Annotated in this window: 21 protein-coding genes and 1 riboswitch; of the genes, 9 read left to right on the top strand and 12 right to left on the bottom strand. The window is 70.2% G+C overall.

The window, feature by feature from the left end; all coding sequences use genetic code 11:
- Positions 1-14 precede the first annotated feature (14 nt).
- A complete protein-coding gene (gene pcrA, locus AC5DRG_RS32565; protein ID WP_491803047.1) occupies positions 15-2,525 on the bottom strand; it encodes a DNA helicase PcrA in 2,511 nt (836 codons plus the stop codon).
- A gap of 99 nt (positions 2,526-2,624) precedes the next feature.
- Entirely contained in the window at positions 2,625-3,713 is a 1,089-nt protein-coding gene (locus tag AC5DRG_RS32560) for a ScyD/ScyE family protein (protein WP_491803046.1), read from the bottom strand.
- 252 nt (positions 3,714-3,965) lie between these two features.
- Positions 3,966-4,137: riboswitch (cyclic di-AMP (ydaO/yuaA leader) on the top strand.
- Positions 4,138-4,145: 8 nt separating this feature from the next.
- On the opposite strand from AC5DRG_RS32560, the gene AC5DRG_RS32555 reads away from it, so the two are divergent.
- Both AC5DRG_RS32555 and AC5DRG_RS32550 read left to right on the top strand, forming a co-directional pair.
- A complete protein-coding gene (locus AC5DRG_RS32555) occupies positions 4,146-5,285 on the top strand; it encodes a C40 family peptidase (protein ID WP_491803045.1) in 1,140 nt (379 codons plus the stop codon).
- Positions 5,286-5,503: 218 nt separating this feature from the next.
- Positions 5,504-6,478 (top strand): tellurite resistance/C4-dicarboxylate transporter family protein, encoded by a 975-nt coding sequence (locus AC5DRG_RS32550; protein ID WP_491803044.1) that lies wholly within the window; start codon positions 5,504-5,506, stop codon positions 6,476-6,478.
- Here the strand turns inward: AC5DRG_RS32550 and AC5DRG_RS32545 are convergent.
- Positions 6,456-6,809 carry a hypothetical protein gene (locus tag AC5DRG_RS32545; protein WP_491803042.1) on the bottom strand — a complete coding sequence of 118 codons (354 nt, stop codon included), beginning with the start codon at positions 6,807-6,809 and terminating at the stop codon, positions 6,456-6,458. The genes AC5DRG_RS32550 and AC5DRG_RS32545 overlap by 23 nt on opposite strands.
- Positions 6,810-7,258: 449 nt before the next feature.
- Between AC5DRG_RS32545 and AC5DRG_RS32540 the strand changes: the two genes are divergently transcribed.
- A complete protein-coding gene (locus AC5DRG_RS32540) occupies positions 7,259-8,326 on the top strand; it encodes a C40 family peptidase (RefSeq protein WP_491803041.1) in 1,068 nt (355 codons plus the stop codon).
- Between the two features lie 34 nt (positions 8,327-8,360).
- Here the strand turns inward: AC5DRG_RS32540 and AC5DRG_RS32535 are convergent, their stop codons facing one another.
- Positions 8,361-9,098, bottom strand: coding sequence for a LuxR C-terminal-related transcriptional regulator (locus tag AC5DRG_RS32535; protein ID WP_491803039.1), 738 nt, complete (start codon positions 9,096-9,098; stop codon positions 8,361-8,363).
- Positions 9,095-10,387: an ATP-binding protein gene (locus tag AC5DRG_RS32530; protein ID WP_491803038.1), complete on the bottom strand. Its 1,293-nt coding sequence runs from the start codon at positions 10,385-10,387 to the stop codon at positions 9,095-9,097. The genes AC5DRG_RS32535 and AC5DRG_RS32530 overlap by 4 nt, the downstream gene beginning before the upstream one ends.
- 179 nt (positions 10,388-10,566) lie before the next feature.
- Here AC5DRG_RS32530 and AC5DRG_RS32525 point away from each other — a divergent pair, with 179 nt between their 5' ends.
- Positions 10,567-12,063: a PspC domain-containing protein gene (locus tag AC5DRG_RS32525; protein ID WP_491803037.1), complete on the top strand. Its 1,497-nt coding sequence runs from the start codon at positions 10,567-10,569 to the stop codon at positions 12,061-12,063.
- Entirely contained in the window at positions 12,050-12,292 is a 243-nt protein-coding gene (locus tag AC5DRG_RS32520) for a hypothetical protein (RefSeq protein ID WP_491803036.1), read from the top strand. Before AC5DRG_RS32525 ends, AC5DRG_RS32520 begins: the two co-directional genes overlap by 14 nt.
- A gap of 206 nt (positions 12,293-12,498) precedes the next feature.
- On the opposite strand, the gene AC5DRG_RS32515 is transcribed toward AC5DRG_RS32520, so the two are convergent.
- Together AC5DRG_RS32515 and AC5DRG_RS32510 are read right to left on the bottom strand one after the other, a co-directional pair.
- On the bottom strand, positions 12,499-13,050 hold the full coding sequence (locus AC5DRG_RS32515; RefSeq protein ID WP_491803035.1) for a DoxX family protein: 552 nt from the start codon (positions 13,048-13,050) through the stop codon (positions 12,499-12,501).
- Positions 13,051-13,187: 137 nt separating this feature from the next.
- Entirely contained in the window at positions 13,188-14,465 is a 1,278-nt protein-coding gene (locus AC5DRG_RS32510; protein ID WP_491803034.1) for a hypothetical protein, read from the bottom strand.
- A 213-nt stretch (positions 14,466-14,678) separates the two neighbouring features.
- On the opposite strand from AC5DRG_RS32510, the gene AC5DRG_RS32505 reads away from it, so the two are divergent.
- Positions 14,679-15,569 (top strand): DUF4429 domain-containing protein, encoded by an 891-nt coding sequence (locus AC5DRG_RS32505; protein ID WP_491803033.1) that lies wholly within the window; start codon positions 14,679-14,681, stop codon positions 15,567-15,569.
- Between the two features lie 21 nt (positions 15,570-15,590).
- Here the strand turns inward: AC5DRG_RS32505 and AC5DRG_RS32500 are convergent, their stop codons facing one another.
- Entirely contained in the window at positions 15,591-16,385 is a 795-nt protein-coding gene (locus tag AC5DRG_RS32500) for a class II aldolase/adducin family protein (protein WP_491803032.1), read from the bottom strand.
- Positions 16,386-16,573: 188 nt separating this feature from the next.
- Here AC5DRG_RS32500 and AC5DRG_RS32495 point away from each other — a divergent pair, with 188 nt between their 5' ends.
- Positions 16,574-17,047 carry a pyridoxamine 5'-phosphate oxidase family protein gene (locus AC5DRG_RS32495; RefSeq protein ID WP_491803031.1) on the top strand — a complete coding sequence of 158 codons (474 nt, stop codon included), beginning with the start codon at positions 16,574-16,576 and terminating at the stop codon, positions 17,045-17,047.
- A 12-nt stretch (positions 17,048-17,059) separates the two neighbouring features.
- Here AC5DRG_RS32495 and guaA read toward each other — a convergent pair whose 3' ends face one another.
- Positions 17,060-18,631: a glutamine-hydrolyzing GMP synthase gene (gene guaA, locus AC5DRG_RS32490; protein WP_491803030.1), complete on the bottom strand. Its 1,572-nt coding sequence runs from the start codon at positions 18,629-18,631 to the stop codon at positions 17,060-17,062.
- Between the two features lie 344 nt (positions 18,632-18,975).
- Between guaA and AC5DRG_RS32485 the strand changes: the two genes are divergently transcribed.
- Both AC5DRG_RS32485 and AC5DRG_RS32480 read left to right on the top strand, forming a co-directional pair.
- On the top strand, positions 18,976-19,233 hold the full coding sequence (locus AC5DRG_RS32485; protein ID WP_491803029.1) for a chorismate mutase: 258 nt from the start codon (positions 18,976-18,978) through the stop codon (positions 19,231-19,233).
- Positions 19,234-20,021: 788 nt separating this feature from the next.
- Positions 20,022-21,041, top strand: a complete 1,020-nt coding sequence (locus AC5DRG_RS32480; protein ID WP_491803028.1) for an LAETG motif-containing sortase-dependent surface protein — start codon at positions 20,022-20,024, stop codon at positions 21,039-21,041.
- 103 nt (positions 21,042-21,144) lie between these two features.
- Here AC5DRG_RS32480 and AC5DRG_RS32475 read toward each other — a convergent pair whose 3' ends face one another.
- From AC5DRG_RS32475 to AC5DRG_RS32465, 3 genes are all read right to left on the bottom strand, one after another.
- Positions 21,145-22,926, bottom strand: a complete 1,782-nt coding sequence (locus AC5DRG_RS32475; RefSeq protein WP_491803027.1) for a GMC oxidoreductase — start codon at positions 22,924-22,926, stop codon at positions 21,145-21,147.
- 79 nt (positions 22,927-23,005) lie between these two features.
- Positions 23,006-24,637 carry a succinic semialdehyde dehydrogenase gene (locus AC5DRG_RS32470; protein WP_491803026.1) on the bottom strand — a complete coding sequence of 544 codons (1,632 nt, stop codon included), beginning with the start codon at positions 24,635-24,637 and terminating at the stop codon, positions 23,006-23,008.
- Positions 24,638-24,762: 125 nt separating this feature from the next.
- The gene (locus tag AC5DRG_RS32465) at positions 24,763-26,532 is read right to left on the bottom strand and encodes a serine/threonine-protein kinase (protein WP_491803025.1); all 1,770 of its coding nucleotides are present in this window, start codon (positions 26,530-26,532) and stop codon (positions 24,763-24,765) included.
- Positions 26,533-26,589 lie beyond the last annotated feature (57 nt).

Below are 26,589 nucleotides of genomic sequence, written 5' to 3'. Positions count from 1 at the left end.
GCGTAATCCCCGGACTACAGCTTCTCCACCGGCGCGTACCGCAGCAGCAGCCGCTTCGGCTTGGTGTCCCCGAAGTCGACCGTCGCCTCCGTGTTCGCACCCGTGCCCTTCACCCCGACCACCGTGCCGAGCCCGAACTGGTCGTGCGTGACCCGGTCGCCGACGGCCAGCGCCACCACCGGCTTCTCCGACGTCCGCCGCGTGGCGAAGCCGGACGCGCCCGAGGCCGACGAACGCGAGCGCGAGGACGACAGCGAGGACGCCACCCCGGAGACCGGCCCGGAGGAGACGGGGGCGGTCGCACCCGTCCGCTTCCAGTCCAGATAAGTCGCCGGGATCTCCTCCAGGAAGCGCGAGGGCGGGTTGTACGATGGCTGCCCCCATGCGCTTCGCATCGACGACCGCGTCAGATAAAGCCGTTCACGCGCGCGTGTGATGCCGACGTACGCCAGGCGCCGCTCCTCCTCCAGTTCCTTGGTCTGGCCGAGGGCGCGCATGTGCGGGAAGACTCCGTCCTCCATGCCCGTCAGGAACACCACAGGAAACTCAAGGCCCTTGGCGGTGTGCAGGGTCATCAGCGTGATGACGCCGGAGCCGTCCTCCTCCTCGTCGGGGATCTGGTCGGAGTCGGCGACCAGGGCGACCCTCTCAAGGAACGCGGCGAGCCCGACCGGGGCCGCCGCCGCACCCTCTACGGGCTCCTCTGCCTGCCCGGATTCCTGCTCGAACTCCAGGGCCACGGCGGCGAGTTCCTGGAGGTTCTCGATCCGGGTCTCGTCCTGCGGGTCGGTGGAGGCCTGCAACTCGGCGAGATAGCCCGTGCGTTCGAGCACCGCCTCAAGGACGGTGGCCGGTCCGGCGCCGGACTCGACGATCGTACGGAGGTCCTCCATCAGCGTGTTGAACCGCTTGACGGCGTTGGTGGACCGCGCGGCCATCCCGTACGCCTCGTCGACGCGCCGCAGCGCCTGCGTGAAGCTGATCTTCTCCCGCTGGGCCAGGGCGTCGATCATCGCCTCGGCACGGTCGCCGATACCGCGCTTGGGGACGTTGAGGATCCGGCGCATCGGTACCGAGTCCTCAGGGTTCGCCAGCACCCGCAGGTAGGCCAGGACGTCCCGGACCTCCTTGCGCTCGTAGAAGCGGACGCCGCCGACGACCTTGTAGGGCAGGCCGACGCGGATGAAGATCTCTTCGAAGACACGGGACTGGGCGTTCGTACGGTAGAAGACCGCGACGTCACCGGCCTTGGCCTCGCCCGCGTCCGTCAGTCGGTCTATCTCCTCGGCGACGAACTGCGCCTCGTCGTGCTCGGTGTCGGCGACATAGCCGGTGATGTTCGCGCCCGCGCCCGCGTTGGTCCACAGGTTCTTGGGGCGGCGGGACTCGTTGCGCTCGATGACCGCGTTGGCGGCGGAGAGGATCGTCTGGGTGGAGCGGTAGTTCTGCTCCAGCAGGATCGTCGTCGCGTCCGGGTAGTCCTCCTCGAACTGGAGGATGTTGCGGATCGTCGCGCCGCGGAAGGCGTAGATGGACTGGTCGGCGTCGCCCACCACGCACAGTTCGGCGGGCTGGAGGTCGTGCTCGCTGGGCGGTACGTCCTCGTCGTGTTCCGCGGTGCCGACGAGTTCGCGCACGAGAGCGTACTGCGCGTGGTTGGTGTCCTGGTACTCGTCGACGAGGACATGACGGAAGCGGCGGCGGTAGTGCTCGGCAACGTCCGGGAAGGCGCGCAGCAGGTTGACCGTCGTCATGATGAGGTCGTCGAAGTCGAGGGCGTTGGCCTCGCGCAGCCGCGACTGGTACATCGCGTACGCCTGGGCGAGGGTCTTCTCGAAGCCGTCGGTCGCCTGGGCGGCGAAGTCCTCCTCGTCGATCAGCTCGTTCTTCAGGTTCGAGATCTTGGCGCTGAAGGACTTGGGCGGGAAACGCTTGGGGTCGAGGTCCAGGTCACGGCAGACCAGGGCCATCAGACGCTTGGAGTCGGCCGCGTCGTAGATCGAGAACGACGACGTGAAGCCGAGCTTCTTGCTCTCCCGCCGCAGGATCCGCACGCACGCGCTGTGGAAGGTCATCACCCACATCGCGTTCGCGCGCGGGCCGACGAGGTGCTCGACGCGCTCCTTCATCTCGCCGGCGGCCTTGTTGGTGAAGGTGATGGCGAGGATCTGGCCCGGATGCACGTTCCGCTCGCCGAGCAGATACGCGATGCGGTGCGTCAGCACGCGCGTCTTGCCGGAGCCGGCGCCGGCCACGATGAGCAGGGGCGTGTGGGAGTGCACGACGGCGGCGCGCTGGTTCTCGTTCAACCCGTCCAGCAGGGCGGCCGCGTCCACGACCGGGCGCGGGGCACCGTCCCGGTAGTACGCGTCCCGGCTCGGCGGCACGTCGAACTTCCCGCCGAACAGATCGTCCGGAACCGGCTCCGGTACGTGCTCGTCCTCGGGCGGCGGCGGGTGTTCCTCCTCATGGGCCCGGGGGCCCTGGAGATCCGCCAGGAAGCTGTCATCAAAGAGGCCTGTCATCGCTCTCCGAGTCTAGGGTGCCCCACTGACAACCCGCCGCCGCCCTGAGAACATCGCCCGTTCCCGATACCGAACGATCTTCCTGTGATCGTCCGTCTCTCAGAATCCGAGGATCTTCCAGACCTGGCCACCCGGTGTCTTCCCCTGCCCCAGGTCCGTGCCGTCACGGTCCGCGATCGACCAGGCCGAGACGTAGACCTTGCCGTCGTACGGGTCGACGGCGACGCCCGCCGGGAACGGCACCTTCACGCTCGTACGTTTGCCGTGCGAGACCTTGGTCACCTGGCCCGCGAAGAGCTGGCTGACGTACAGGTCGCCGCTGTTGTTGAAGGCGATACCGGTGATCGAGCCGAAGCCGGACTTCCAGCCGAGGACCTTGCCGGTCCAGGGGTCAACCCGCCACACGCGCGCGGTGGGCTTCGTGGGCTCGCCGTTCAGGTCGCCGACGTAGAGCTTTCCGTCGGGTCCGAGGGCGAGCGAGGTCGGGACGGACTCGTGTTTGTCATGGTCGGGGAAGACGGTGAAGGGGCGGGCCTTCCCGGACGGCGAGACCTCGATCAGGTCGTTGCCGGCCGCGTCGGCGACGATCCTGCGGCCGTCGGGGAGCGCGAGGACGGCGTACGGGTTGGACTCCAGCGCCGTCTTGTGCGGGTTGTACTTGTACTCCACGGCGGAGATGTCGGCGGCGATCCTCGCCTTGCCGTCGGCGACGGACAGCAGCTTGCCGAGCTTGTTCCAGGGTGGGGTGGTGGGCACGCCGGCCTCCGGCGGGGCGAAGGTCTCCACGCCCCAGACGCAGCCGTCGAGCGCGGAGACGCCGTCCACACCGGTCGCGAAGCCGCCGTCGGGCGCGGCTCCGGAGGGCAGGCCCTCGACGATCCGGTAGTGCCGCCAGGCGTTCCCGTCCCAGTAGATCTTGGTGACCGCCGAGGTGAGCCCGATGCAGGTCGTACCCTCCGGACCCTCCCCGATGCACTTCTTGCCGCCGCGTCCGGCTTCGGCGACGTACACATGTCCGTTGTCGTACGAGAGCTGTCGCGGGTTGTCGAGCCCCTTCGCGATCACGCGGACGACCGGTTTGCCGCCCGCGTGACCGCTGTCCGTGCCCGTGGCGGTCGCGGGGCCGATACCCGCGCTGGCGGCGAGTGCGACTCCTGTGGCGACGACGAGTGCTGTGCGCTTCCGCATGCCGTACCTCCCTCACCTGCCACGGCTCCAGACCGTGACTGGCTGGAAGTTAGCCCCCGGAAGCGGGCGGACGCCGTAACTCCGCACAAGTCACCACAGATCACTCCGGATCGGCCACCCTTGGTGACACGCATGAATAAGGTCACGAAAATGTATCGGGCATATCACCCATCAACCTTCACAGGGGCCACACGAGTTGGCTACCGTGCTCATCAGGCCGTACGACCCCCACCGGCGAACCGTCGCCGGGCCGCTCGGCCTCCGCCGAATCCGGTGCGCCCCAAGGCAGCCGGAACCGGGGACCCACACCGACCTTGGGGTGAATCGGTCCAACTCCCGTCCGGGACAAGGACCGTAGGGCAACCCTTCCGATCCACCCGCCCGAACCCGACAGCTAACTCGGTAGGCGGAATATGGAAGGAGTCGCCTCTCTTGGCGTCGTCGCACCGCAAAGCGCGTCCCACGGGCACGCGCGTCGCAGGCATACGGACCCCCGCCCTCGCCACGGCGGCCCTGACGTCCGTGGCCCTGCTGTCCCAAACAGCCACCGCAGCACCCTCGACCGACGACAAGCCCAGTCTTGAGGAAGTCGAGAAGAAGGTCGACGACCTCTACCGCCAGGCGGAGTCGGCGACCGACAAGTACAACGCGGCCAAGGAGAAGACCGCCAAGCAGAGCAAGCAGGTCGACACTCTCCTCGACGACGTCGCCAAGCGCACGCAGAAGCTCAACGAGGCGCGGGAGGAGCTGGGTTCGTACGCCGCGGCCCAGTACCGGACCGGGGCCTCCGCACCCGACACGGCTACCTTCCTGCTCGCCGACTCGCCGCAGGACTACTTCGACCAGGCCCAGCTGATGGACCGGATGACCGGCCGTCAGAAGGAAGCGGTCGACGAGTACATCACCGAGCAGTCCGCGACGATGCAGAAGCGCCAGGAGGCCACCGAGAGCCTCTCGACGCTCACCGAGTCGCAGAGCGACCTGAAAACGGCCAAGGCCACCGTCCAGCAGAAACTCTCCGACGCGCGCGTACTCCTGTCGCAGCTGACCGCCGAGGAGAAGGCGCGGCTCGCGGAGATCGAGAGGCAGAAGCAGGAGGAGGCCGAGCGCAAGGCGGCCCAGCTCGCCCAGCAGCAGGCCGAGGCCGCCGCGCAGGCCGCCCAGGAGGCGGACACCAGCGCCTCGACCGCCACCGCCACAGACTCGTCCTACGCCACCAAGGCCGAGAAGGCGCTCGCCTTCGCCCGCGCCCAGATCGGCAAGCCGTACGTCTGGGGCGCCACCGGCCCCGACTCCTACGACTGCTCCGGCCTCACCCAGGCCGCCTGGAAGGCCGCCGGCGTGACCCTGCCCCGCACCACCTACCTCCAGGTGGACGCGGGCACGACGGTCTCCCTCTCCAACATCCAGCCGGGCGACCTGGTCTTCTTCTACGACGACATCAGCCATGTCGGCCTCTACATCGGCAACGGCATGATGATCCACGCCCCGAAGCCCGGCGCGTACGTCCGCGAGGAGTCGATCTACTACGACGGCGAGTCGTCGATCTACAGCGTGGTCCGGCCCGCCTGACACTCGGAATGGACAAGCGGACCTGACACACGGAGTTCTGTCGCCACGCGCGCGCGAGCTGCCTTTCGGGGCGGCACGCGCGCGTGGCTGTTTTGCGGGCCGAGGCGCACTTGTTCGTGCCAGGCGTGCGCGCCCCCACCCCGCGCCAGCACGCTTTTCCGGGCGCCCGCGCGCGTGCCCCGCTCGCAACGCGCGCGAAGCTCCTTAGCATCGGCCCCATGTCCGGTATCTCCCCCCTCGGCGCCTGGTGGGCGCAGCGTCCGCCGGCGGCCGGGGCCGCCGTGATGGCGACCGGCATCATCTCGGTCGGCCTGCATCTGACGGGGTACGAGGTGCTGTCCCGTATCGCGCTCGCGGTGGCCTGCGCCGCCTGGCTGGCCCTGGCCGCTGACTTCGTCGTACGGCTGGCGCGGGAGCGGGCGCGCTGGCTGTCGGAGGCGGGGACGCTCGGCGCGCTGACCGGTGTCGCCGCGACCACAGTGCTCGGGACCCGTTTCTCCGCGGCCGGCTGGCAGACCGTGGCTCAGGCGCTGCTGGCGCTGGCCGCCGTGCTGTGGCCAGGGCTGCTCGTCGATGTCGTACGGCACTGGCGGCGCCGTATGCCCGGGGCGGTGTTCCTGGTCTGTGTGGCCACGCAGGGGCTCGCCGTGCTCGGGGCCACGCTCGCCCAGGCCGAGGGCACGGCCTGGCTCGCGCACGCGGCGCTGGTGCTGTTCTGGCTCGGACTGGTCCTCTACGGCTTCGCGCTCGCCCACTTCGATCTGCGGCAGGTGATCGAAGGGGCCGGGGACCACTGGGTCGCGGGCGGCGCGCTCGCCATGTCGGCGCTGGCCGGCGCGAAGCTGATCGCCGCCGACAGCGCGAGCCTGTACCTGTGGAACGACGACGACCGAGGCGTCCTGCGCGCGGTGACCGTCGCGCTGCTGGTGCTCGACCTGGCCTGGTACGTCGTACTGCTCGTCGCCGAGTTGCTCCGCCCGCGGCTGCGCTACGACGTGCGCCGCTGGTCGACGGTGTTCCCGCTGGGGATGACGGCGGCGGCGACTCTGGCGGTCGCGGCGGCCGTCGACGCCTCGTGGCTGAGGAGCCCCGGGGAGGTGCTGCTGTGGATCGCGGTGGCGGCGTGGCTGGCCGTTGCGGCGGGGGCGGTGTCCGCGGCGCGGGCGAGCCTCAGGTCCACAGCACCGCGATGAAGATGTTCGCCGTGGTCAGCAGGCCCACCAGGCCGAACAGGCTCTTGTCGACCTTCTCGTCGTCGCGCTTCACGTAGACGAGACCGAGGATCACGACCAGCAGGGCCAGCTTCACCCCGATCTTGATGTTGTTGACCGGCTGGTCGTCGGCCTGGTTGAGGCCGACCAGGATCACGCCGGTGACCAGCATGGTCAGCGCGCCGTGCAGCATCGCCGGGACGAAGCGGGCCGTGCCCTGGCCCATCGCCTTCATCTGGGTGAGAAAGCCGCCCAGCAGCGAGGCGATGCCGATGATGTGCAGGCCGACGAAGAGATGGATGAGTACGTCCATGAGGCCGGAGCCTAGCCAGGGGCACGGGAAGCGCCCGACACCGGCCTGCCACATCCGGCGGATCTTGCATATATGCGGTCCATAGCACTCCCCCGCCCACGGCCGCCCGGTAAACCGCCGCATCGGTCAGCGCCCTGCGTGAAGTCGGCGGCGGCAGACCCGGATCACGGCCACTTACGGTCATCCGGCGATCCCCTGGCGCCACTTCCGCACAAGGCGTTACCAAGCGACTACAGCCAGGTTTAGCGTCCTCCACCAGGTGACCGGCTCCCCACCGCCGCCCGGGCCAGGGGCGGCAGTCGGACACCACCGCCGAGAAAGGTCCGGCGGCGGCCCGCTCCCCCTGTGCGGGCCGCCGCCGGACGCGTAACCGCCCTTGGCGGTCGTAGGGCCGCTTCCCCTGGCGGTCGTACGGATGAGGCGGTCGTACGAAAGGACGTGCACGCCACGTGGCAGCGCACCGCAAGCCCCGACAGCGCTCGCTCAGCGGCAATACCGCCCGTACGGCCGCCACCATCGCCCTTGCGGGCGCGGCGACCGCGACGGGCTTCGACGGGATCGGACACGCCGAGCCGCAGCTGACGCCGGCGCAGGTGAAGGCCAAGGTGAACAAGCTGTACCAGGAGGCCGAGGAGGCCACCGAGAAGTACAACGGCGCCAGGGAGAAGGCGGATGCGGCCGAGCAACGCCTTGAGACGCTGAGGGACGAGGCGGCGCGCAAGGAGGAACGGCTCAACTCGGCGCGGGACGCGCTGGGTTCGATCGCCTCGGCCCAGTACCGCAGCGGCGGACTCGACCCCGCGCTGCAACTCGCGCTCTCCGACGACCCAAGCCAGTATCTGGAAGGAGCCGCGCTCGCCGAACGGGTCGGCGACCGGCAAGCGGGCGCCGTCGCCCGCGTGCGCAATCAGCTGCGGGAGATCGAGCAACTGCGCGGGGCCGCCCACGTCGAACTTGCTTCCCTCAAGTCGCGGCAGGCGGAGCTGAACCGGCACAAGAAGACGATCACCGGAAAGCTGAACACGGCACGGCAACTACTGACCCGACTGACCGCCGAGGAGCGCACCCAGCTCGCCGGCGCGGCGGGCGGCACCACCGAGCGTGCCTCGCGGTCGGCCGGGGGCACCCGGGACTCACTCGGGACCTCCGGATCCGTACCGGCCCCCAACTCCCGCGCCGCGGCCGCCGTTTCGTACGCCTACCAGAAGCTCGGCAGCCCCTACGTCTGGGGCGCGACCGGGCCGGACGCCTTCGACTGCTCGGGCCTCACCCAGGCCGCCTACCGCTCCGCGGGCATCTCCCTGCCCCGCACGACCTACGCCCAGATCGACGCCGGACGTCGTGTCTCCCGCTCCGAACTCCTCCCCGGTGACCTCGTGTTCTTCTACTCGGCCATCAGCCACGTCGGCCTCTATGTCGGCAACGGCCAGATGATCCACGCCCCGAACCCTTCGGCCCCGGTGCGGCTGGCCCCGATCGACGAGATGCCGTTCGCCGGGGCCACGAGGGTGGTGTGAGACCGTCAGCCTGTCCTGCGGGCTCGGCCGGCGGTCACACCAGCCGCCGTGCCGTCGCCCACCGCGTCAGCTCGTGGCGGTTGGACAGCTGGAGCTTCCTCAGGACCGCCGAGACATGCGACTCCACCGTCTTCACGGAGATGAACAGCTGCTTGGCGATCTCCTTGTACGCATAGCCGCGGGCGATCAGCCGCAGCACCTCGCGCTCGCGCTGGGTGAGGCGGTCGAGGTCCTCGTCCACGGGCGGGGCGTCCGTAGACGCGAACGCGTCCAGGACGAACCCGGCGAGCCGCGGCGAGAACACTGCGTCGCCCTCCTGCACCCGGAAGACGGAGTTGACCAGGTCCGTGCCGGTGATCGTCTTCGTGACGTAGCCCCGCGCACCACCGCGGATCACGCCGATCACGTCCTCCGCCGCGTCCGAGACGGACAGCGCGAGGAAGCGGACGGGCTGCTCGGCGTCGGCCATCAACGGGGCGCAGCGGCGCAGGACTTCGACGCCGCCACCACCCGGGAGGTGGACGTCGAGGAGGACCACCTCGGGCCGGGTCGCGGTGATGACCGTGACCGCCTGGTCGACGTCCGCGGCCTCGCCGACGACCTCGACGCCGGTCTGCTCGGTCTGTCCGATCTCCGCCTGCACGCCCGTACGGAACATGCGGTGGTCGTCGACGAGGACCACGCGCACGCGGCGCTCGCCGGAGCCACTGCCGGCAGACTCCGCCGCCCCCGCCGTTTCGGCCGCCCCCGCCGTCTCGTTCGCCTCGCTCATGACGTCTTCTCCGCCCTCTCCATCTCCAGCTCGACCTCCGTGCCGCCGTCCGGCACCGCGCGCAGTCGCGCCGTGCCGCCGTGTCGCTCCATGCGGCCGATGATCGATTCTCTGACGCCCATGCGGTCGGCGGGTATCGAGTCGAGGTCGAAGCCCGGGCCGCGGTCACGGACGGACACGAAGACCGTCCTGCCCTCGACTTCGGCGTAGACCTGCACGGCGCCGCCCTCGCCACCGTACTTCGCGGCGTTCACCATCGCTTCGCGCGCGGCCTGCATCTGTGCGCCGATTCTCTCGTCGAGCTCGCAGTCGCCGACTATGACGACTTCTATGGGGACGCCGTGTTTGTCCTCCACCTCCGCCGCGTTGCGCCGCACGGCCTCGGCGAGTGTGTCCGGTTCCTCGGCCTCGTCCTTGCCGGTGCCCTCCGGTTTGTAGAGCCAGGTGCGCAGGTCGCGCTCCTGGGCGCGGGCCAGGCGGCGCACCTCGCTCGCGTTGTCCGCGTTGCGCTGGATCAGGGTCAGGGTGTGCAGCACCGAGTCGTGGACATGGGCGGCGACCTCCGCCCGCTCCTGGGCGCGGATGCGCATCAGTCGCTCCTCGGAGAGGTCCTGGGTCATACGGACGAGGTAGGGGCCGGCGAGGAGCGTTATGCCGACGAGGACCGCCAGAGCGGCCTGGAGGACCGAGCCGAGGTGGGCGGCCGAGCCTTGCAGGACGAAGATGCCGGAGACGCCGGCCGTGACCAGCAGGACGCCGCCTCCGGCCCGGACCAGGCTGAGGGTGCGGCGGCGGCTGCCGACCTCGACCCAGCGGGCCCGGCGTGCGTTGTCCGCCTGGCGCCAGACCAGGGCCACGCCCGCGCCGACGAGGACCGCGGGCAGGAGGTAGGCCTTGGCTCCGCTGCCCAGATTGACGCTGCTGACGAAGACCATGGCCACGATGACCATGAGGAGCAGGGCGACGATCTGGCCCTTGTCCGGCTTGCGGGCGACGAGTTTGCGGCGGCCGTCCGGCGCCGCCTCGGTGCTGACGAGGGTGGGAGGTCGGTCGGTGCCGACGCCGCCGACGCCGAGCGGCACGAAGAACCAGAACGCGGCGTACAGCAGGGCGCCGAGTCCGTCCGCCATGAACAGGCCGACGAACACGAGCCGCACCCAGATCACGGGCAGCCCGAGATGCCCGGCGAGCCCCCGCGCCACGCCACCGAGCCAGCGTCCGTCACTGCTGCGGTAGAGCTTGCGCGGCGGCCGCGGTTCCACGAGTGGCGCTGCTGCGGCTTCCGGCATGCCATCGATGTTCACACGGCGGGAGTTCCAGGGCATCAGGGTCGACCCCCGAGACTCCCCTGATCTTCGAACGGCGGGTCCGTCGAACGCATCCCCCGCGGCGGCTCAGGGCCGATATCAGGGTTCGTCCAGGGTCATTCCGACTGCCGCTGCGGCGGCACGGCCGTCACCATGGACTCATGACAGATCACCAGCACGCCGCGGATGCCGTGCCCGACGCGGGCGCCCCGTCCGACTCGGGTGCCGCGGCCTCCACAGGAAAGGAGCCGCGCGCGCACGAGCGGGCGGGTGCGCACGGACGGGCGGGCGCGGGCGGAGCAGAGGACGTGACTCGGCTGGAGGCCGAAGCGGCAGGGGCGGCGGCCCCGGTCGAGGACGCCCCGGCCAGCGCTGGCGGGGCCGGGCTTCCGCACAAGTTCCGGCGCGACCGGCGGCACAAGATGCTCGCCGGGGTGTGTGCCGGGCTGGGGCGGCAGTGCGACATGGATCCGGTGATCTTCCGGATCACCCTGGCGGTGCTGGCCGCGACCGGTGGTATCGGCCTCATCTTCTACGGCTTCGCCTGGCTCTTCGTCCCGTACGACGACGAGGAGCAGAACGAGGTGCGCAAGCTGCTCACCGGCCGCGTCGACGGCCAGGCGCTGACCGGCGTGCTGTTCGCGCTGGTCGGCTGCGGGGTGTTCCTGACCCTGTTGAACAACGGCGGGGTGCTGGCCTTCGCCGTCGTCCTCTCCCTGCTCCTGGCGGGCGCCGGGTACTGGTCGCGGCAGCGCGGCACCCCCGACCCCGACCCACTGGCCGCACAGGCCGTCGCCGACGCCCCGCCGGAGGCCCAGGCTCCGCCGGTTCCCGCCGCCTACCCCTCCTGGTGGCGCGACCCCATCGTCAAGGACGGCAGCCACGTCGGCGGCACCGGTTATCTGTGGGGCCCCCGGGACTCGCGTGACCGGGACATCGCGGCGGCGGTCAACATCAGCCTCGGCACCCACGACCGGGGCCGCGAGGACATACGCACCCCGCGCATCCCGCAGCCGAGGCCGCGCGGCCCCCGCTGGATCGGCGGCTGGGTGTTCCTGTTCGCCCTCCTCGCGGGCGGCCTGGGCATCGCCGGCACCTGGGACGAGCACCCGCTCGGCACCAGCCTGCAGACGGGTCTGGCCTGCGCGCTCATCGTCTTCGGCGTCGGGATCACGGTCAGCGCGTTCCTGGGGCGCACCGGAGCGGGGTCGGTGTTCCTGGCGATCATCACAGCCGCACTGCTCGCGGGCGCGGCCGCGCTGCCCAAGGACATCGGCACGGAGTGGATACGCACGACGTGGCAGCCCACGGCGGTCGCGGAGGTCCAGCAGAAGTACGACCTCGGCACGGGCGTCGGGACGCTGGATCTGACCCGGCTGAATGTCGCGAAGGGACAGACGGTCACGACGGAGGTCGAGGTGGGGGCGGGCCGGCTGAAGCTGGTCGTGCCGCCGGACGTGACCGTGAAACTGCACATCGACGTGGGGCTGGGCGACATCCAGCTGCCGGGGGACAAGGAACAGGACGTGGACGTGGAGCCGGGCAAGTACAAGGAGGTGACCCTGACGCCGACGAAGGACGCCAAGAACGCCGGCACCCTCGACATCGACCTCCAGGTCGGCGTGGGACAGGCGGAGGTGAGCCGTGCTACGTCATGAGTTCCAGCCCGGAAAGCTGGTCGCCGGCGTCTTCCTCACCATCGCGGGCATCACCTACGCCGGTGACGCGGGCGGCGCCTGGGAGACCCCGTGGTTCGCGGTGATCCCCCTGCTCGTCATCGGCCTCTCCCTGGCCGGGGTGACGGCCGGCGTGACGCGGGCGATACGGCGGCGCAGAGGGGCGAGACGCGTGGGTACGGCCGCACCGGGGCCGGAGATACCGGGCTGACGGCAGGCGGGGGGGCAGGTGAGGGTGGCAGACGTCCGCAGAGTCACCGACCGGCCGCAGCTTGCGCCCCAGGGCCGCTGCCCAACCTAAGGGGCGCGGGGCTGTGTCGATATGCGGCTCCGCCGCGGGGCGCGACCAGCCACGACGGGGCCGCAGACAAACGACGGCACGGCACATCGCGGCACGTCCAGCGGAGCGCCTCGCGTCTACCGGTAATCGCCCCAGCTGCCCGTGGCCGCCGATGACCGCTGTCGTCGCCGCCCGCGGATCGCCGCGTCCAGGGAGAACACCGAGGCGCCCGCGAGGACGAGGGGCAGCCAGGCCATCAGGTAGGCCAGGTCGTTGCCGTAGTAGTACGGGTCGGAGGCCCAGCTCACGGTCAGCCACAGGCTGAGCGAGATCAGCGCGCCGCCGAACGCGGCGAGGCGGGCGAGCAGGCCGATCAGGGTGCCGATGCCGACGGCCAGTTCACCGAAGGCGATGGCGTAGCCGAAACCGACGGGGTTCTTCAGGGCCAGGTCGACCAGGGCCGGGATCGCCGAGGAGTCGCGGACAGTGCGCATCAGGTCGCCGATGGAGCCGGCTCCCGAGTCCTTCAGGAAGGCGCTGTCGGTGAGTTTGTCCACGCCGGCGTAGATGAAGGTGACGCCGAGGAAGACGCGTAGAGGAAGGAGGGCGTAGCGGGTGGCGGTGTCCCGCCAGCTCCGGTCGCCGTCGAAATATGGGGGGTGTGTGTCCGTACGAATGCCGTGAGTCATCGCTCGTAGCCGCCTCTCGCCCGCCGTGACGTGGCCCCTCGACAGACGATACGTACATCGGGGAGCCGTCACTCAGTCCCGCGACAGCCATTTTTCCACCTGGACCTCCCGGTCGCCGCCGGGCGGACGCGCGCGGGTCAGTCCGTCACGTCGATCGGGACCCGGTTGGTCTCGACGCCCGCTGCAGTGACGACCTGCACCTCGACCCGGCCCGGTTCCACATCGGCCGGTACGGGGACGGTGAGGACGGTGTCCGTGGGGTTGTTGAAGCCGCCGGTGACCGGGACGAGGGGGACGTGGACGTGGACGGGGCCGATGCGGACCACCATCCGGGACAGACGGTCCGCGCCCTGGGCGCCCGGGGGGACGAAGCCGGCGCCGCGGATCTCGATGTCGTCACCCGTGCGGATGGGGGCGTCCAGGTCGCCGGCCTCGCGGGCGCGGACCACGGAGAGGATCACGGGCTTGCCGCCCTCGGCGTACTTGCCGGCCACGTAGGTCGCGGCCGACACCAGGACAACCACCGCGAGTCCCCAGGGCAGGTCGGGGAGCTGGTCGGGGCGGCGGGCCAGCCGTACCGCCGCGAAGACGAGGGCCACGGCGCTTATCACGACGTACTGGATGTCGGCGAAGGTGCCGCGGCCGGCGTCGTCGGTCAGGAGGTCGGCGGCGCGGGGGCGGTGGGCGCGTACCTTCTGCAGGCGCTGGCCGAGGACGCGGAGGCCGACCACGCGACGGACCAGGACCGCGATCGCGCAGACCACGGCGAGGACGGTCACCATTCCGGCGCCGCGGGCGAGTTCGAGGCCGGCGATGAGGGCGTCGCGTTCCTCGTGGCTGGAGGCCGCGGCGAGTCGGCCCACCAGGACCAGTACCGCGTAGGCCACCAGCAGCACCCAGGCCGCGGCGACGGCGCGGGAGGTGGAGAGGCGGTTGTCCTCGCCGATGACGGGGGCCAGCACCCCACCGCGGGCCCGGTGGAACCAGGACGCGGTGGTCAGCGCGCCGCCCACGAGCAGCGCGGCGAGCAGTCCGGCGGTGCGGGCCGAGGTCCAGCCCGTGCCGATCGCGGTGAGGGACTGGACGAGCAGCAACAGCACGATCAGCGCCCACACCGTGCAGGCCGTGCTGCGCCACAGGCGGGTCAGCCAGGCCTCGCCCTCGGCGCGGCCGCGTTCGGCGACGACGTCCGCGGACTGGGTGAGTTCGTCCGAGACCCACTGGCGGGAGGCGGACGCCGAGTGGGCGACCGCCGCCGGCAGCCCCTGGCCGGCCGCGAACTCGTCCCGCTTCAGCAGGAACGCGGCGACCGCCCGCCGATGCCCGGCCCGCGCCCCGTGCGGACAGTCCCCGCAGGTGCAGCCCCCTGTGTGCGCGCCGACTTCCGCGCCCTGTCTAGCCTCCTGCACCGCCACGCCCGATGCCCGCCTTCCCCACGACTCGATCGGCGGCGGACGCCCCAGTGAACAATCCGGGCGCCGCCCTCTGACTACCGTGCCAACTACCGCTCTAACTCCCGTGCGATGACAGCGAATTGTGCCCTACCTGACACGGGCCGCGTTCGGCAGGTCTGGTCAGCGCGGGTGAAGTGGCGGCCGCAGTGTTGACCCGGTTGCGAGAATTTCCCTATGGCCGAGATCATCCAGCGCGACGGGACCTGGGCCTTCGACGGTACGACGGTCAGAATCACGCCTGGTCTCCACCGCTCCGTGGCACTGTTCCGGCAGACGTACGGAGAGATCGCCGTGCCGCTCGAAGCCGTGGCGGGCGTCGTCTACGAACCCGAGCGAAAGCGCGGCCGGCTGCGTATGCGGCTGCGCGAGGGCGCCGACCCGCTTCTCCAGGCGACCGGCGGACGGCTGCCCGACGCGTCCGATCCCTATCGGCTGGTCGTGGACATGGACCGTTCCGGGGTCGCCGAGTACGTCGCCGAGGAGATCCGCCACGCCCTGCTCCTCGACCAGATCCCGAAGGAGCCGACCAAGGCCTATCTGCTGCCCGGCCCGCCGGTCCCGGTCTCCGTCCGTTCCTCCGACGGCACGGCCTCCTTCGACGGCACCCAGGTCCGTATCGACTGGGCCGACACGTCCGACCGCGTCAAGCGTGCGACCGGCCCGCGCATCATCGCCGTGGGCGATCTCGTCCAGGTCGAGTGGCTGCCCAACTCCGGCTACGAGGACGGTTTTCTGCGTTTCGTGACCCGGGAGACGGTGTTCTCCAAACTGCCGCCCGAGAAGGATCCGTACGCCCTCGACCTGTGGGGCAGCGCCCGCCGCGATCTGCTCACCGCGCTCGTCGCCACCGCGGTGACGGCCCGGCTGCCGCACCCGTCCACCCGCACGGGCGGCGAGTACACGGACCGGGACCGGGATCGGCCGACGGCCACCGTGCCGCCCCAGGCCGACCATCACGACGTACTCCTGCGCAGGCTGAGGGAGTTGGGCGAGCTGCACCGGGACGGGGTGCTCACGGACGAGGAGTTCGCGATGACCAAGGCCGCGGTGTTACGAGGTTTCTAGGCTACGAGGCTGCCGGCCACGTCAGCTGAGGAGGTCCGGTTCGCTGCGGCTGATGTCCTGCCACAGGGGTTGGTAGTTGATCCATGCGACCAGGTCGCCGCCGAGTTGTTCCCGGGTCGACACCGCCGCCCTGTGGTCGATCAGGATCGGGCGGCCGGCCGCCCGTGCCGTCAGCTGGACCTGGCAGGAGCGTTCCATGGACAGGAACCACCAGGCCGCCGCGTCCACCGAGTCGCCTACGGTGAGCAGCCCGTGGTTGCGCAGGACGAGGGCCTTGTGCGAGCTGAGCGCGGAGGCGATGCGGCGGCCCTCCTCGGCGTCGACGGCCACGCCGGTGTAGGCGTCGTAGAGGGCGTGGTCCTCGTAGAAGGCGCAGCTCTCCTGCGTGATCGGGTCGAGGAGGTCGCCGAGCGCGGACAGGGCGCGGCCGTTCACCGAGTGGCAGTGGGCGACCGCGACGACGTCCGGGCGGGCGGCATGGACCTGGGCGTGGACGGTGAAGGCGGCCTGGTTGACGTGGTAGCGGCCCTCGATCACCTGGCCGTCCTGGTTGGCCATCACCAGATCACTGACGGTGACGTGCTTGAACGGCATCCCGAACGGGTTGACCCAGAAGCAGTTGCTGTACTCCGGGTCGCGCGCGGTGATGTGCCCCGAGACCCCGTCCTCGAATCCGAGCCGCCCGAAGATCCGCAGCGCGCCCGCGAGCCGTTCCTTGCGGTGGCGGCGTTCGTCGTCGACCGACTCGTGCATCGGTGGCATCGCGAACCGCAGCTGGTCCGTGGGCAGGGGCATGGGCGGAGTGGGCCCGTGCATAGGTCCTCCAGCACTGGGTTGCTTTACGGGCGGAAGTTACCCTCGGTCAGCGCAGGAGAACAGAGCCGTTCCGTGAAGAGACTGCGCAACCGTTACTTGCGGCGGACCGGAAGGCGGCGGATCGACGCCCCGGTAGCGGCCCGCGATATACGACAGGAGATGTCGGGTATCGGCGCCACACTCTCCGTATGGCATCGAACTGGGCAGACTTCGCCACCGCCGAACCCGATCTCGCCAGGACCGTCGAGGGCCGCTTCGGCGCCTTCACGCACCACATCCTCGCGACCCTCCGCAAGGACGGCTCGCCCCGCACGACCGGGCTCGAAGTGCGTTTCCTGAACGGCGAGCTGTGGCTCGGCATGATGCCCGGCTCGGTCAAGGCGCTCGACCTGCGCCGCGACCCGCGCTTCGCGCTCCAGGCGAACCCGGGGCCGGGGACGGAGATGGGCGGGGGCGACGTACGGATCGCCGGGCGGGCGGTCGAGGTCGACGATCCGGCGACCAAGGCCCGGTACGGCGAAGAGGTGGAACCGCCGGGGCAGTTCCACCTCTTCCGCACCGAGCTGACGGAGGTCGTACGGACCTATGTCGAGGACGAGAAGTACCTGGTCGTCCAGGTCTGGCGGCCCGGAGAGCCGGTGCGGACTCTCAAGCGGACCTGAGCCTGAGCAGGCTCACTCCCACTCGATGGTGCCCGGGGGCTTCGAGGTCACGTCGAGGACGACTCGGTTGACGTCGGCGACCTCGTTGGTGATACGGGTCGAGATCTTCGCGAGCACGTCGTACGGCAGGCGCGACCAGTCGGCCGTCATGGCGTCCTCGGACGAGACCGGGCGCAGGACGATCGGGTGGCCGTAGGTCCGGCCGTCGCCCTGGACGCCGACGCTGCGGACGTCCGCGAGCAGGACGACCGGGCACTGCCAGATCTCGCGGTCGAGGCCGGCCGCCGTGAGCTCCTCGCGGGCGATGGCGTCGGCCTCGCGGAGCAGGTCGAGGCGGTCCTTGGTGACCTCGCCGACGATACGGATGCCCAGGCCGGGGCCGGGGAACGGCTGGCGCTGGACGATCTCCTCCGGCAGTCCGAGCTCCTGGCCGACCATCCGGACCTCGTCCTTGAAGAGCTTGCGGAGAGGCTCGATCAGCTTGAACTCAAGGTCTTCCGGCAGTCCGCCCACGTTGTGGTGGGACTTGATGTTGGCCGTGCCGGTACCGCCACCGGACTCGACCACGTCCGGGTAGAGGGTGCCCTGGACCAGGAAGGCCACCTCGGGGCCCTCGTCCGCGATGATCTCCGCCTGCGCCTGCTCGAAGACGCGGATGAACTCGCGGCCGATGATCTTCCGCTTCTCCTCGGGGTCGGAGACACCCTTGAGCGCGGTGAGGAAGCGCTCCTCGGCGTCCACGACGACGAGCTTGACGCCGGTCGCGGCCACGAAGTCCTTCTCGACCTGCTCGGTCTCGCCCTTGCGCATCAGGCCGTGGTCGACGTACACGCAGGTCAGCTGGTCGCCGATGGCGCGTGCGACGAGCGCGGCGGCCACGGCGGAGTCCACGCCGCCCGACAGACCGCAGATCGCGCGCTTGTCGCCGACCTGCTCGCGGATGGCCACGACCTGCTCGTCGATGACGTTGCCCGTGGTCCAGGACGGGGCCAGGCCCGCGCCCCGGTAGAGGAAGTGCTCCAGGACCTGCTGGCCGTGCGTGGAGTGCATGACCTCGGGGTGGTACTGGACGCCGTAGAGCTTCTTCTCGTCGTTCTCGAAGGCGGCGACCGGGACGACGTCCGTGGAGGCCGTCACCGTGAAGCCCTCGGGGGCGGCGGAGCATGCGTCGCCGTGCGACATCCAGACGGACTGCTCGTCGGGGGTGCCTTCGAAGAGGGTGGAGGACGCCTTGGAGACGTGCAGTGGCGTACGGCCGTACTCGCGGGCGCCGGTGTTGTCGACCGTGCCGCCGAGGGTCGTGGCCATCAGCTGGAAGCCGTAGCACATGCCGAAGACGGGGACGCCGGAGTCGAAGAGCGCGCGGTCCAGGCGGGGGGCGCCCTCCGCGTACACCGACGAGGGGCCGCCGGAGAGGATGATCGCCGCCGGGTTCTTGGCGAGCATCTCCGCGACCGGCATGGTGCTCGGCACGATCTCGCTGTAGACCCGGGCCTCGCGGACGCGGCGGGCGATGAGCTGGGCGTACTGCGCGCCGAAGTCGACGACCAGGACGGTGTCGGGGGCGGGGGTCGCTGCTGACACGGGGGCCTTCCGGCGGTTGGGCGGGGGTCTTGGTACCGATTCTAACGGGGCTCGCGTGAGACACCTCCCGTCTCCTGGGGGCTCCGCCCCCAGACCCCCGGGCCTATGCCCACCCACCACCCGTCTCGGTCGGTACAGAGAAGTGCCGTGGCATACTGGCCCCATGTTCGCGCACTCGACCTTCCTCTTTACCTATGGCAACCGGCCCACCGGCTGCCATGGTCGTGCTGCTTGAGCAACTGACAAGCGACTTCCCAGGCGCCCCGGGCCGACAAGGCCCGGGGCGTCTGTCGTTTCCCGGGTCGTGTCGCTCCGGGGCCGCCTTTCCGACGAGGAGCCCCCTTATGACCACCACCACGACCGAGCAGACGATCACCGACGCCCGCGGGCGCATCGACGCTCTCGACGACCGGATCATCGGTCTGATCCAGGAACGGGTCGCCGTGTCCGCCGTCGTCCAGGAGGCACGGATCGCCTCCGGCGGGCGGCGCGTGAACCTGTCCCGTGAGAACGAGATCCTCAGCCGCTACAGCGACGCGCTCGGCAAGCCCGGCACCTCCCTCGCGATGACGCTCCTCGAACTGTCCAGGGGGCGTATCTGAGTTCGGGCCCGCTCTCACCCGTACGGCGCGTGACCGCCTCGCGAACCGCTTCGTTGGTCCCGATGTCCGTGTCAGCCAGGGGCGGGCCCGAAAGAACCACGCGTGGCTCGCTGGAGCGATGAGGCGCACGGCTCGTGCCGTGCGTCGTGGGACCTCGCTCCAGGGTTGTGACCGGACGGCAGGGGACAGCCGGCCCGGTCACTCAAGAGAACGGCCGGCTCCGGGGACGCCCGGGGCCGACCGGCGGAAACTGCAAAAATGCACAATGCTGGGTCAAACGGTTGCGGAGGCCGCGTCCATCCAGCACGATGCGTGGAAAGCCCCAAGTCCCAAAGCAGTCAACCGCATTGCAGTGCATTGATTTGATTCTCCGCTCCACCGCTCCACCACGGCTATTCACTGCCAGAGGTCCAGACCATCCGTGCGCCCCATGTGCGCCGGGGCGGCGACCCAGGCACAAGGGCCAGCGGCGCAACCCCCCGGCGCCGCTCCCCAGGCACCGGCGCTGCCCTGACGTCGGTGCTGACGGAGAAGGGCCCCGCGGCTCCGTCCCGCGGGGCCCTTCTGCATGCGCCCACGGGTGCCCGACCTCCCCCTGGACTCCCCTGGACTCCCTTGTGACGCAGGCCACATAAGAATTCTGTGAGTGCGAGTGCAACCATTCACAGCCTTCACCGATCAAACCTGCAGAACCAAGGGTCACTTCCGTGTCCGAACGCTTCGAACGCGGAGGTCTCCCCCCACCATGCGCTGCGACACCGCAGCTCACCGGACTTCCCGAGGTCTGCATGAAGCTTGGCCGTGCCATGGCAGTGGCGGCCGCGACGGCTGTCATAGCCCCGCTCGCACTGCTGTCCGCTCCCGCCGCGTTCGCGGAGGAGTCGTCCTCGCCGACCCCGACCGACACCGTGTCCGCGACTTCGACCGAGTCCGCGACCGAGTCGGCCACCCCGACCCCGTCGGACACCGGTCTGCCGAGCGACACGGCCCTGCCCAGTGACACGCCCTCGGACACGGCGCCCGCGCCCAGCGACAGCACGACCGAGTCGAGCTCGCCCGAGCCGTCCGAGTCGAGCGACCCGAGCGAGGCGCCGACGGATCCGGACGTCCCCTTCTGCGAGGATCTGGACGAGGACTACACCGACGCCAAGGTGTCCGCCGACATCAAGGGCCTGCCGGGCAAGATCGTCGCCGGCGACGGGTTCCACAAGTTCAAGCTGGTCGTCACCAACGAGTCGACGACCACCGTCGACGGTGTCGCCTTCTACGCCGAGGTCGAGAACTACGAGCTCGACGAGTCGAAGTACCTCAGCCCGTACGTCGACCTGGAGTTCAAGAACCCCGAGACCGGCTCCTGGGACCGCATCGGCAACGACGACTGGGCCGGCGACTACTTCTTCTACGTCGAGAACCTCAAGGCGAAGGCAAGCAAGTCGGTCGACCTGCGCGTCAGCATCAGCTCCAAGGCCCCCGCGGGCGACGCCTACTCCTTCGGCTCCGGCGCCTACATCGACAACGTCGACGGACAGGACTGCATCGCCGAAGGCTGGGCACAGTACGACTTCACGGTGCTGAAGGCCGGCTCCGCCAACCCGGACCCGGGCACCGCCACGCCGAGCGACACCGGTGACAAGGACTCGGTGAAGAAGCCGCAGGGCAGCGTCTCCGACCTGCCGACCGGCAACCTCGCCGACACCGGCGCCAGTTCGGCGCTGCCGACGATCGGCCTGATGAGCGGTATCGCCCTCGTCGCCGGCGCCGGAGCGGTGTTCGCGATGCGGCGTCGTAAGGCCGGCGCGCAGGCGTAAGCAGCGCGCCGCACAAGGCTTTACGCAAGAAAAGAAGGACCTGCGCTCGGAGGGGGGTGCAGGTCCTTCTTCTTGCCCATCTCCTACTTGCTCCGTCTGTCCCCTACTTCTTCGGCGGGACCGTCGGCATCCCCAGGAACGGCAGCCTCAGCGCGCCGAACGCTTCCGCCGGGACCGCCGGGTTCCTCGGCTCGACCGGCTTCAGGCGTTCGTACGTCGCTCCCTGCGCCGGACGCGGGTCGGGCTCGCCCTTGTTGGGCCAGTACGACATCGCGCGCTCGGCCTGCGCCGTGATGGTGAGGGACGGGTTCACTCCCAGGTTGGCGGAGACCGCGGCGCCGTCGACGACCGAGATGCCGGGGTGGCCGTAGAGGCGGTGGTACGGGTCGATGACGCCCGTGTCGCGCGAGTCGCCGATCGGGCAGCCGCCGAGGAAGTGGGCGGTGAGCGGGGTACCCATCAGCTCGCCCACGTTCGAACCCGCGAAGCCGTTGATCTCGGCGGCGATGGCCGAGGCGCTCTCCGAAGCCGCCTTGATCTGCTTGGGGTTGGGGGCGCCATGACCCTGACGTGCCGTCAGCAGGCCCTTGCCCACACCATCCTGCTTCAGATGGGTCGTGAGCGAGTTGTCCAGGGACTGCATCACCAGGCCGATGATGGTCCGCTCCGACCAGCGGTGGTTGGAGAGGGAGCGCAGGACCAGGCTCGGGTGCCGGGCGGCGTTGCGCAGCCAGGCCGCGACTCTCGACGCGCCTTCCGCGTACGGGACTTGGAGGATCGAGAGCCCGCCCATCGAGTTGGAACCCTTGCCGTAGCGGACCGGCTCGATGTGGGTGTTCGCGTCGGGGTGGATCGAGGACGTGATGGCGACGCCCTGCGTGAAGTCGACCTTCGCCTCGCCGGTGACCTTGCGATAGCGGCGGTTGTTGGTCTGCGCGCCGACCAGCGCCTCGGAGTTGGTGCGGGTCAGCTCGCCCAACTTCTCCGAGATATACGGCAGTTGGCCGCCCGCCTTCATGCGGTGCAGCAGGGTCTGGGTGCCGTATGTGCCGGCGGCGAGGACGACCCGGCGGGCCGTGAAGGTGCGGCCCCCGGCCTTGCGGCGGTCGTCCGTCGGGAGCGTGGCGATGGCGTATCCGCCGCGCGAGTCGTCCGTGACGGAGACGACCGTCGTCATCGGGTGCACGGTCGCGCCGGACTTCTCCGCGAGGTAGAGGTAGTTCTCGTTGAGGGTGTTCTTCGCACCGTGCCGGCAGCCCGTCATGCACTCCCCGCACTCGGTACAGGCCTTGCGGTCCGGGCCCGCCCCGCCGAAGTACGGGTCCTTCACCTGTTCGCCGGGGCCGGCCTTCGCAGCGCCGCCGTCCGCGTCCTCGCCGTCGCCGAAGAAGACGCCGACCGGTGCCATGTGGAAGCTGTCGCCTACGCCCATCCGCTCGGCCGCCGCCTTCAGATGGACGTCGGACGGGGTCATGGTCGGGTTGAGCCGTACGCCGAGCATGCGCCGGGCCTGGTCGTAGTACGGGCTCAACTCCTCCTGCCAGTCGGTGATGTCGCGCCACTGGGGGTCTTCGAAGAACGGCTTCGGCGGTACGTAGAGGGTGTTGGCGTAGTTGAGGGAGCCGCCGCCTACGCCTGCGCCGGCCAGGACCATCACGTTGCCGAGCAGGTGGATGCGCTGGATGCCGTACATGCCCAGCTTGGGGGCCCAGAGGTAGTTCTTCAGGTCCCAGGAGTTCTTGGGGAGGGACTCTCGGGTGAAGCGGCGGCCTGCCTCCAGGACACCTACGCGGTAGCCCTTTTCCGTCAGGCGTAGGGCTGTTACCGATCCGCCGAAGCCTGATCCGACGACGATGACGTCGTAGTCGTAGGTGTCCTGAGGCACGTGTGCTCCTCGTTGAGTGTCCGTGCGGGTTGAGTGTGGTTGCTCGCGCAGTTCCCCGATCCCCCAAAAAACAGGCCGGTTACCGCAGCCGGAATGCCTTCATCAGGCGGAGACTGCGGCTCATGAACTGCGCGTACTTCTCGTCGTCCATCCCCAGCGAGGGAGCCATCGGCAGCAAGCGCTGCTGGGCCACCGTCTGGGCCTCCGTGTACTTGAGGATGCCCTCGGAGCCGTGGCGGCGGCCGAGGCCGGAGTCCTTCATGCCGCCCATGGGGGACTGGACGCTGCCGTAGGCGGAGGCGTAGCCCTCGTTGACGTTGACGGTGCCGGCGCGTACCCGGGAGGCGATCGCGCGGCCCCGCTTGCCGTCCTTCGTCCAGACCGAGGAATTCAGGCCGTACGGGGTGGAGTTGGCGAGCTCGACCGCCTCGTCCTCCGTCTTGAAACGGTAGATGGAGACGACCGGGCCGAAAGTCTCCTCCGTGCACACCGACATGGGGGCCTCTACGCCGTCCAGGATGGTGGGCTCGTAGAAGTACGGGCCGATGTCCGGGCGGGCCGTGCCGCCGGCGACGACCTTGGCGCCCTTGGCGATCGCCTCGTCGACGTGCTTCGTCACGGTCTCCAGCTGGCGTTCGCCCACCAGCGAGCCCATGTCGGCGCCGTAGGCGAGGGACGTGCCGAGGCGTATCGCCTTCGTGCGGGCGGCGAAGCGCTCCAGGAAGGTGTCCGCGATGGACTCGTGGACGTACAACCGCTCGATGGAGATGCAGAGTTGACCCGCGGAGGAGAAGCACGCGCGGACCGCGCCCGCCGCCGCCTTGTCGATGTCCGCGTCCTCCAGCACCAACATGGCGTTCTTGCCGCCGAGTTCGAGGGAGACGCCGACCAGACGGGCGGCGGCGCCCTGCGCGACCTCGCGGCCGGTGCGGGTGGAGCCGGTGAAGGAGACGTAGTCGGCGTGCTTGACGACCTCCGGGCCGATGACCGGACCCTCACCGAGGACGACCTGGAAGACCTCGGCGGGCAGGCCTGCCTCGATGAGGAGGTCGCGGGCCCAGAGCGCGGTGAGGCAGGTCTCGGTGTCCGGCTTCATGACGACGGCGTTGCCGGCGACGAAGGCGGGCAGCGCGTCGCCGACGGACAGTTCGAGCGGGTAGTTCCAGGGGGCGATCTGGCCTACGACTCCGCGCGGGTGGCGCAGTTCGGTGACCTTCGTGAGGGTGGGCACGGCGCCGGTGTGCCGCTTGGGACGGAGGTAGGCGGGGGCCTTGCGGCCGTAGTGGCGGGCGGCCACGGCGACGGCCTGGACCTCCTCGTGCGCGTGCAGCCGCGCCTTGCCGGTCTCCAGCTGGATCAGGTCGAGGACCTCGGCCTGGCGGGCGAGGACCAGGTCGTGGAAGCGGAGGAGGACGGCGGCGCGCTGCCGCACCGGCGTCTGTGCCCAGACTGCCTGGGCGGCGCGGGCCGCCTCGAACGCCTTCTGTACGTCCTCGGGCGTGGACTCGGGCAGGTCGGCCAGCTTCTCGCCGGTGAACGGCGTGTGGTTGGCCGTACGACCGGAACCGGCCACGCCCTTGGTGAGCTGGGCGACCAGCTCGGGCGTCACCACGTCGGCTGCGGTACGGGCGCCTGTGGGGGCGGGGGCCAAGGGGTTCGTGCCCGTCTTGGCGTCGTTGCCGGTCATTTCCGGGGCCTGCGAGTCGGTCATGTGCCGCAGGGTATGCCGGAGCGGAGGCTTTGGGTACCCGCCGGTAATCGGGATTCACCGAGTACACACATGCCGCCAGCGATCACTGGCAACGAACGCGCTGATCAGGGCGTCGGGCGGGACGATCAGGGGGATTTCGTGGCGGGCACCGGGACGATTCCGCTCTCCGCGATCTCCAGCCGGTCCCGGGCTCCCTTGAACACCGCCGTGCCTTGTTTCTCGTCCGTCGTCCCCTTGGGCATGTCCACGCGCAGCTCGTACATGCGGCCGTCGTCGGTGAGGATCATCAGCTCCATGACGCGGGTCGGGGAGTCGTCGGTGCCGTAGGTGGTGTCGGCGAGGACGGCGTCGTAGTCCTGGAAGCTGGTGCGGGTGTACTGCGTGGTGGCGTCCCCGTGGTAGCTGTCCCAGGTGGCGTGGGCCTCCTTCGCCTGGGCCATCGGGCCGCGGGGGGCCTTGTCCCACTGGGTGAGGCGGACGCGGACGTCGACTCCGTCGTCGTATTCGACGATGCGGGGCTGCTCGCTCGCGCTGCCCTGCCGGGCGGACACCTCGTAGACGGAGGGGAGGGAGAGGACGGCGTTCATGGCCGATTCGCGGTGGGGCGTCCAGGAGGCGGGGGATTCGGTGTGCGTGGCGGTGCGCTCCGTGGATCCACCGGGCCCGGAATCAGTGAAGTAGACCGCGCAGAGCCATGCGCCGAACAGGAGAAGGAGGCAGAGCCCCGCGACGGGGAGGGGGCCGAGTAGGGGGTGACGTCTCGGGGTGGGGGCTGGGGGCGGGGGTGGTGGAGGTGGCGCGACGGGCGCCGGAGTGGTTTCCAGCTCTTTGACTCTCGGCCTCGCGGCTTTCGACGCCTCGGCTATCGGCTCCTCGGCTATCGGCTCCTCGGCTCTCTGCGCCGGTATGGCCCCTCCCAGCCGTACGGTCCCCACGTCGTCCGCGAACTCCCGCAGCCCTGAGACGTCCTGGGCCTCCGCCGCCTCCGCCGCCATCCGGCCCGACATCCGATCCGGCGCCGCTACGGGCCACCCCTGGGCCACCGCTTCCAGGGCCTTGGCGACCTCCTCCGGCCCCGGCCGCCGCTCGGGATCCTTCGCCAGCAACCCCACGATCAACGGCCCGAGCGGCCCCGCCTGTTTGGGCTCGGGCGGATCGGTGGCGAGGATCGCGGCGAGGGTGGATTCCAGGGTCGTACGACGGAAAGGGGACCATCCTTCGACGGCCGCGTACAGCAGCACACCCAGCGACCACAGGTCGGAGGCAGGGCCCGCGCCCCGGCCCGACATCCGCTCGGGCGCGATGAATTCGAGCGAGCCGACGAACTCCCCGCTCATGGTGAGGGATTCCTCGCCCTGGACGTGTGCGATGCCGAAGTCGGTGAGGACGACGCGGTGGTGGGCGCCGAGGAGGACGTTCGCGGGTTTCACGTCCCGGTGCACGATGCCGACGGCGTGGGCGGCGCGCAGGGCACCGAGGACGGCGAGGCCGATACGGGCGGACTCGGCGGGAGCCAGGGGGCCGCGTTGGAGGAGCTCGTGCATGGACTCGCCGCGGATCAACTCCATGACGATCCAAGGGAGTCCGTCCTCCTCGACGACGACGTCGTGGATGGAGACGGCTGCGGGATGGTCGACGCGGGCGGCTGCCCGGGCCTCGCGGTAGAGCCGGTGGGCGGCCCGCTGATGGGCGTCGCCCTCCGGGTCGCCGGGCAACCGCGGCTGCTTGACGGCGACTTCCCGCTCCACGAGCTCGTCGAGCGCCCGCCACACGGTACCCATGCCGCCGGAACCGATGCGCTCGATCAGCCGGTAACGCCCGCCGACGAGCCGCCCCACGGGCACCCTTCCGTCGATCTGACGTTCGCCGTGCGGTTGTTCGCCGACCTCACTCATGTCCCATGAGTACCGTGCGGGGCGGGACTTTGTCGACGCGGGCCGGCTCTCCTGGTC

The organism is Streptomyces sp. JLBG701 (genome assembly GCF_058544905.1).
This window is presented reverse-complemented; position numbering and strand designations above follow the sequence as displayed.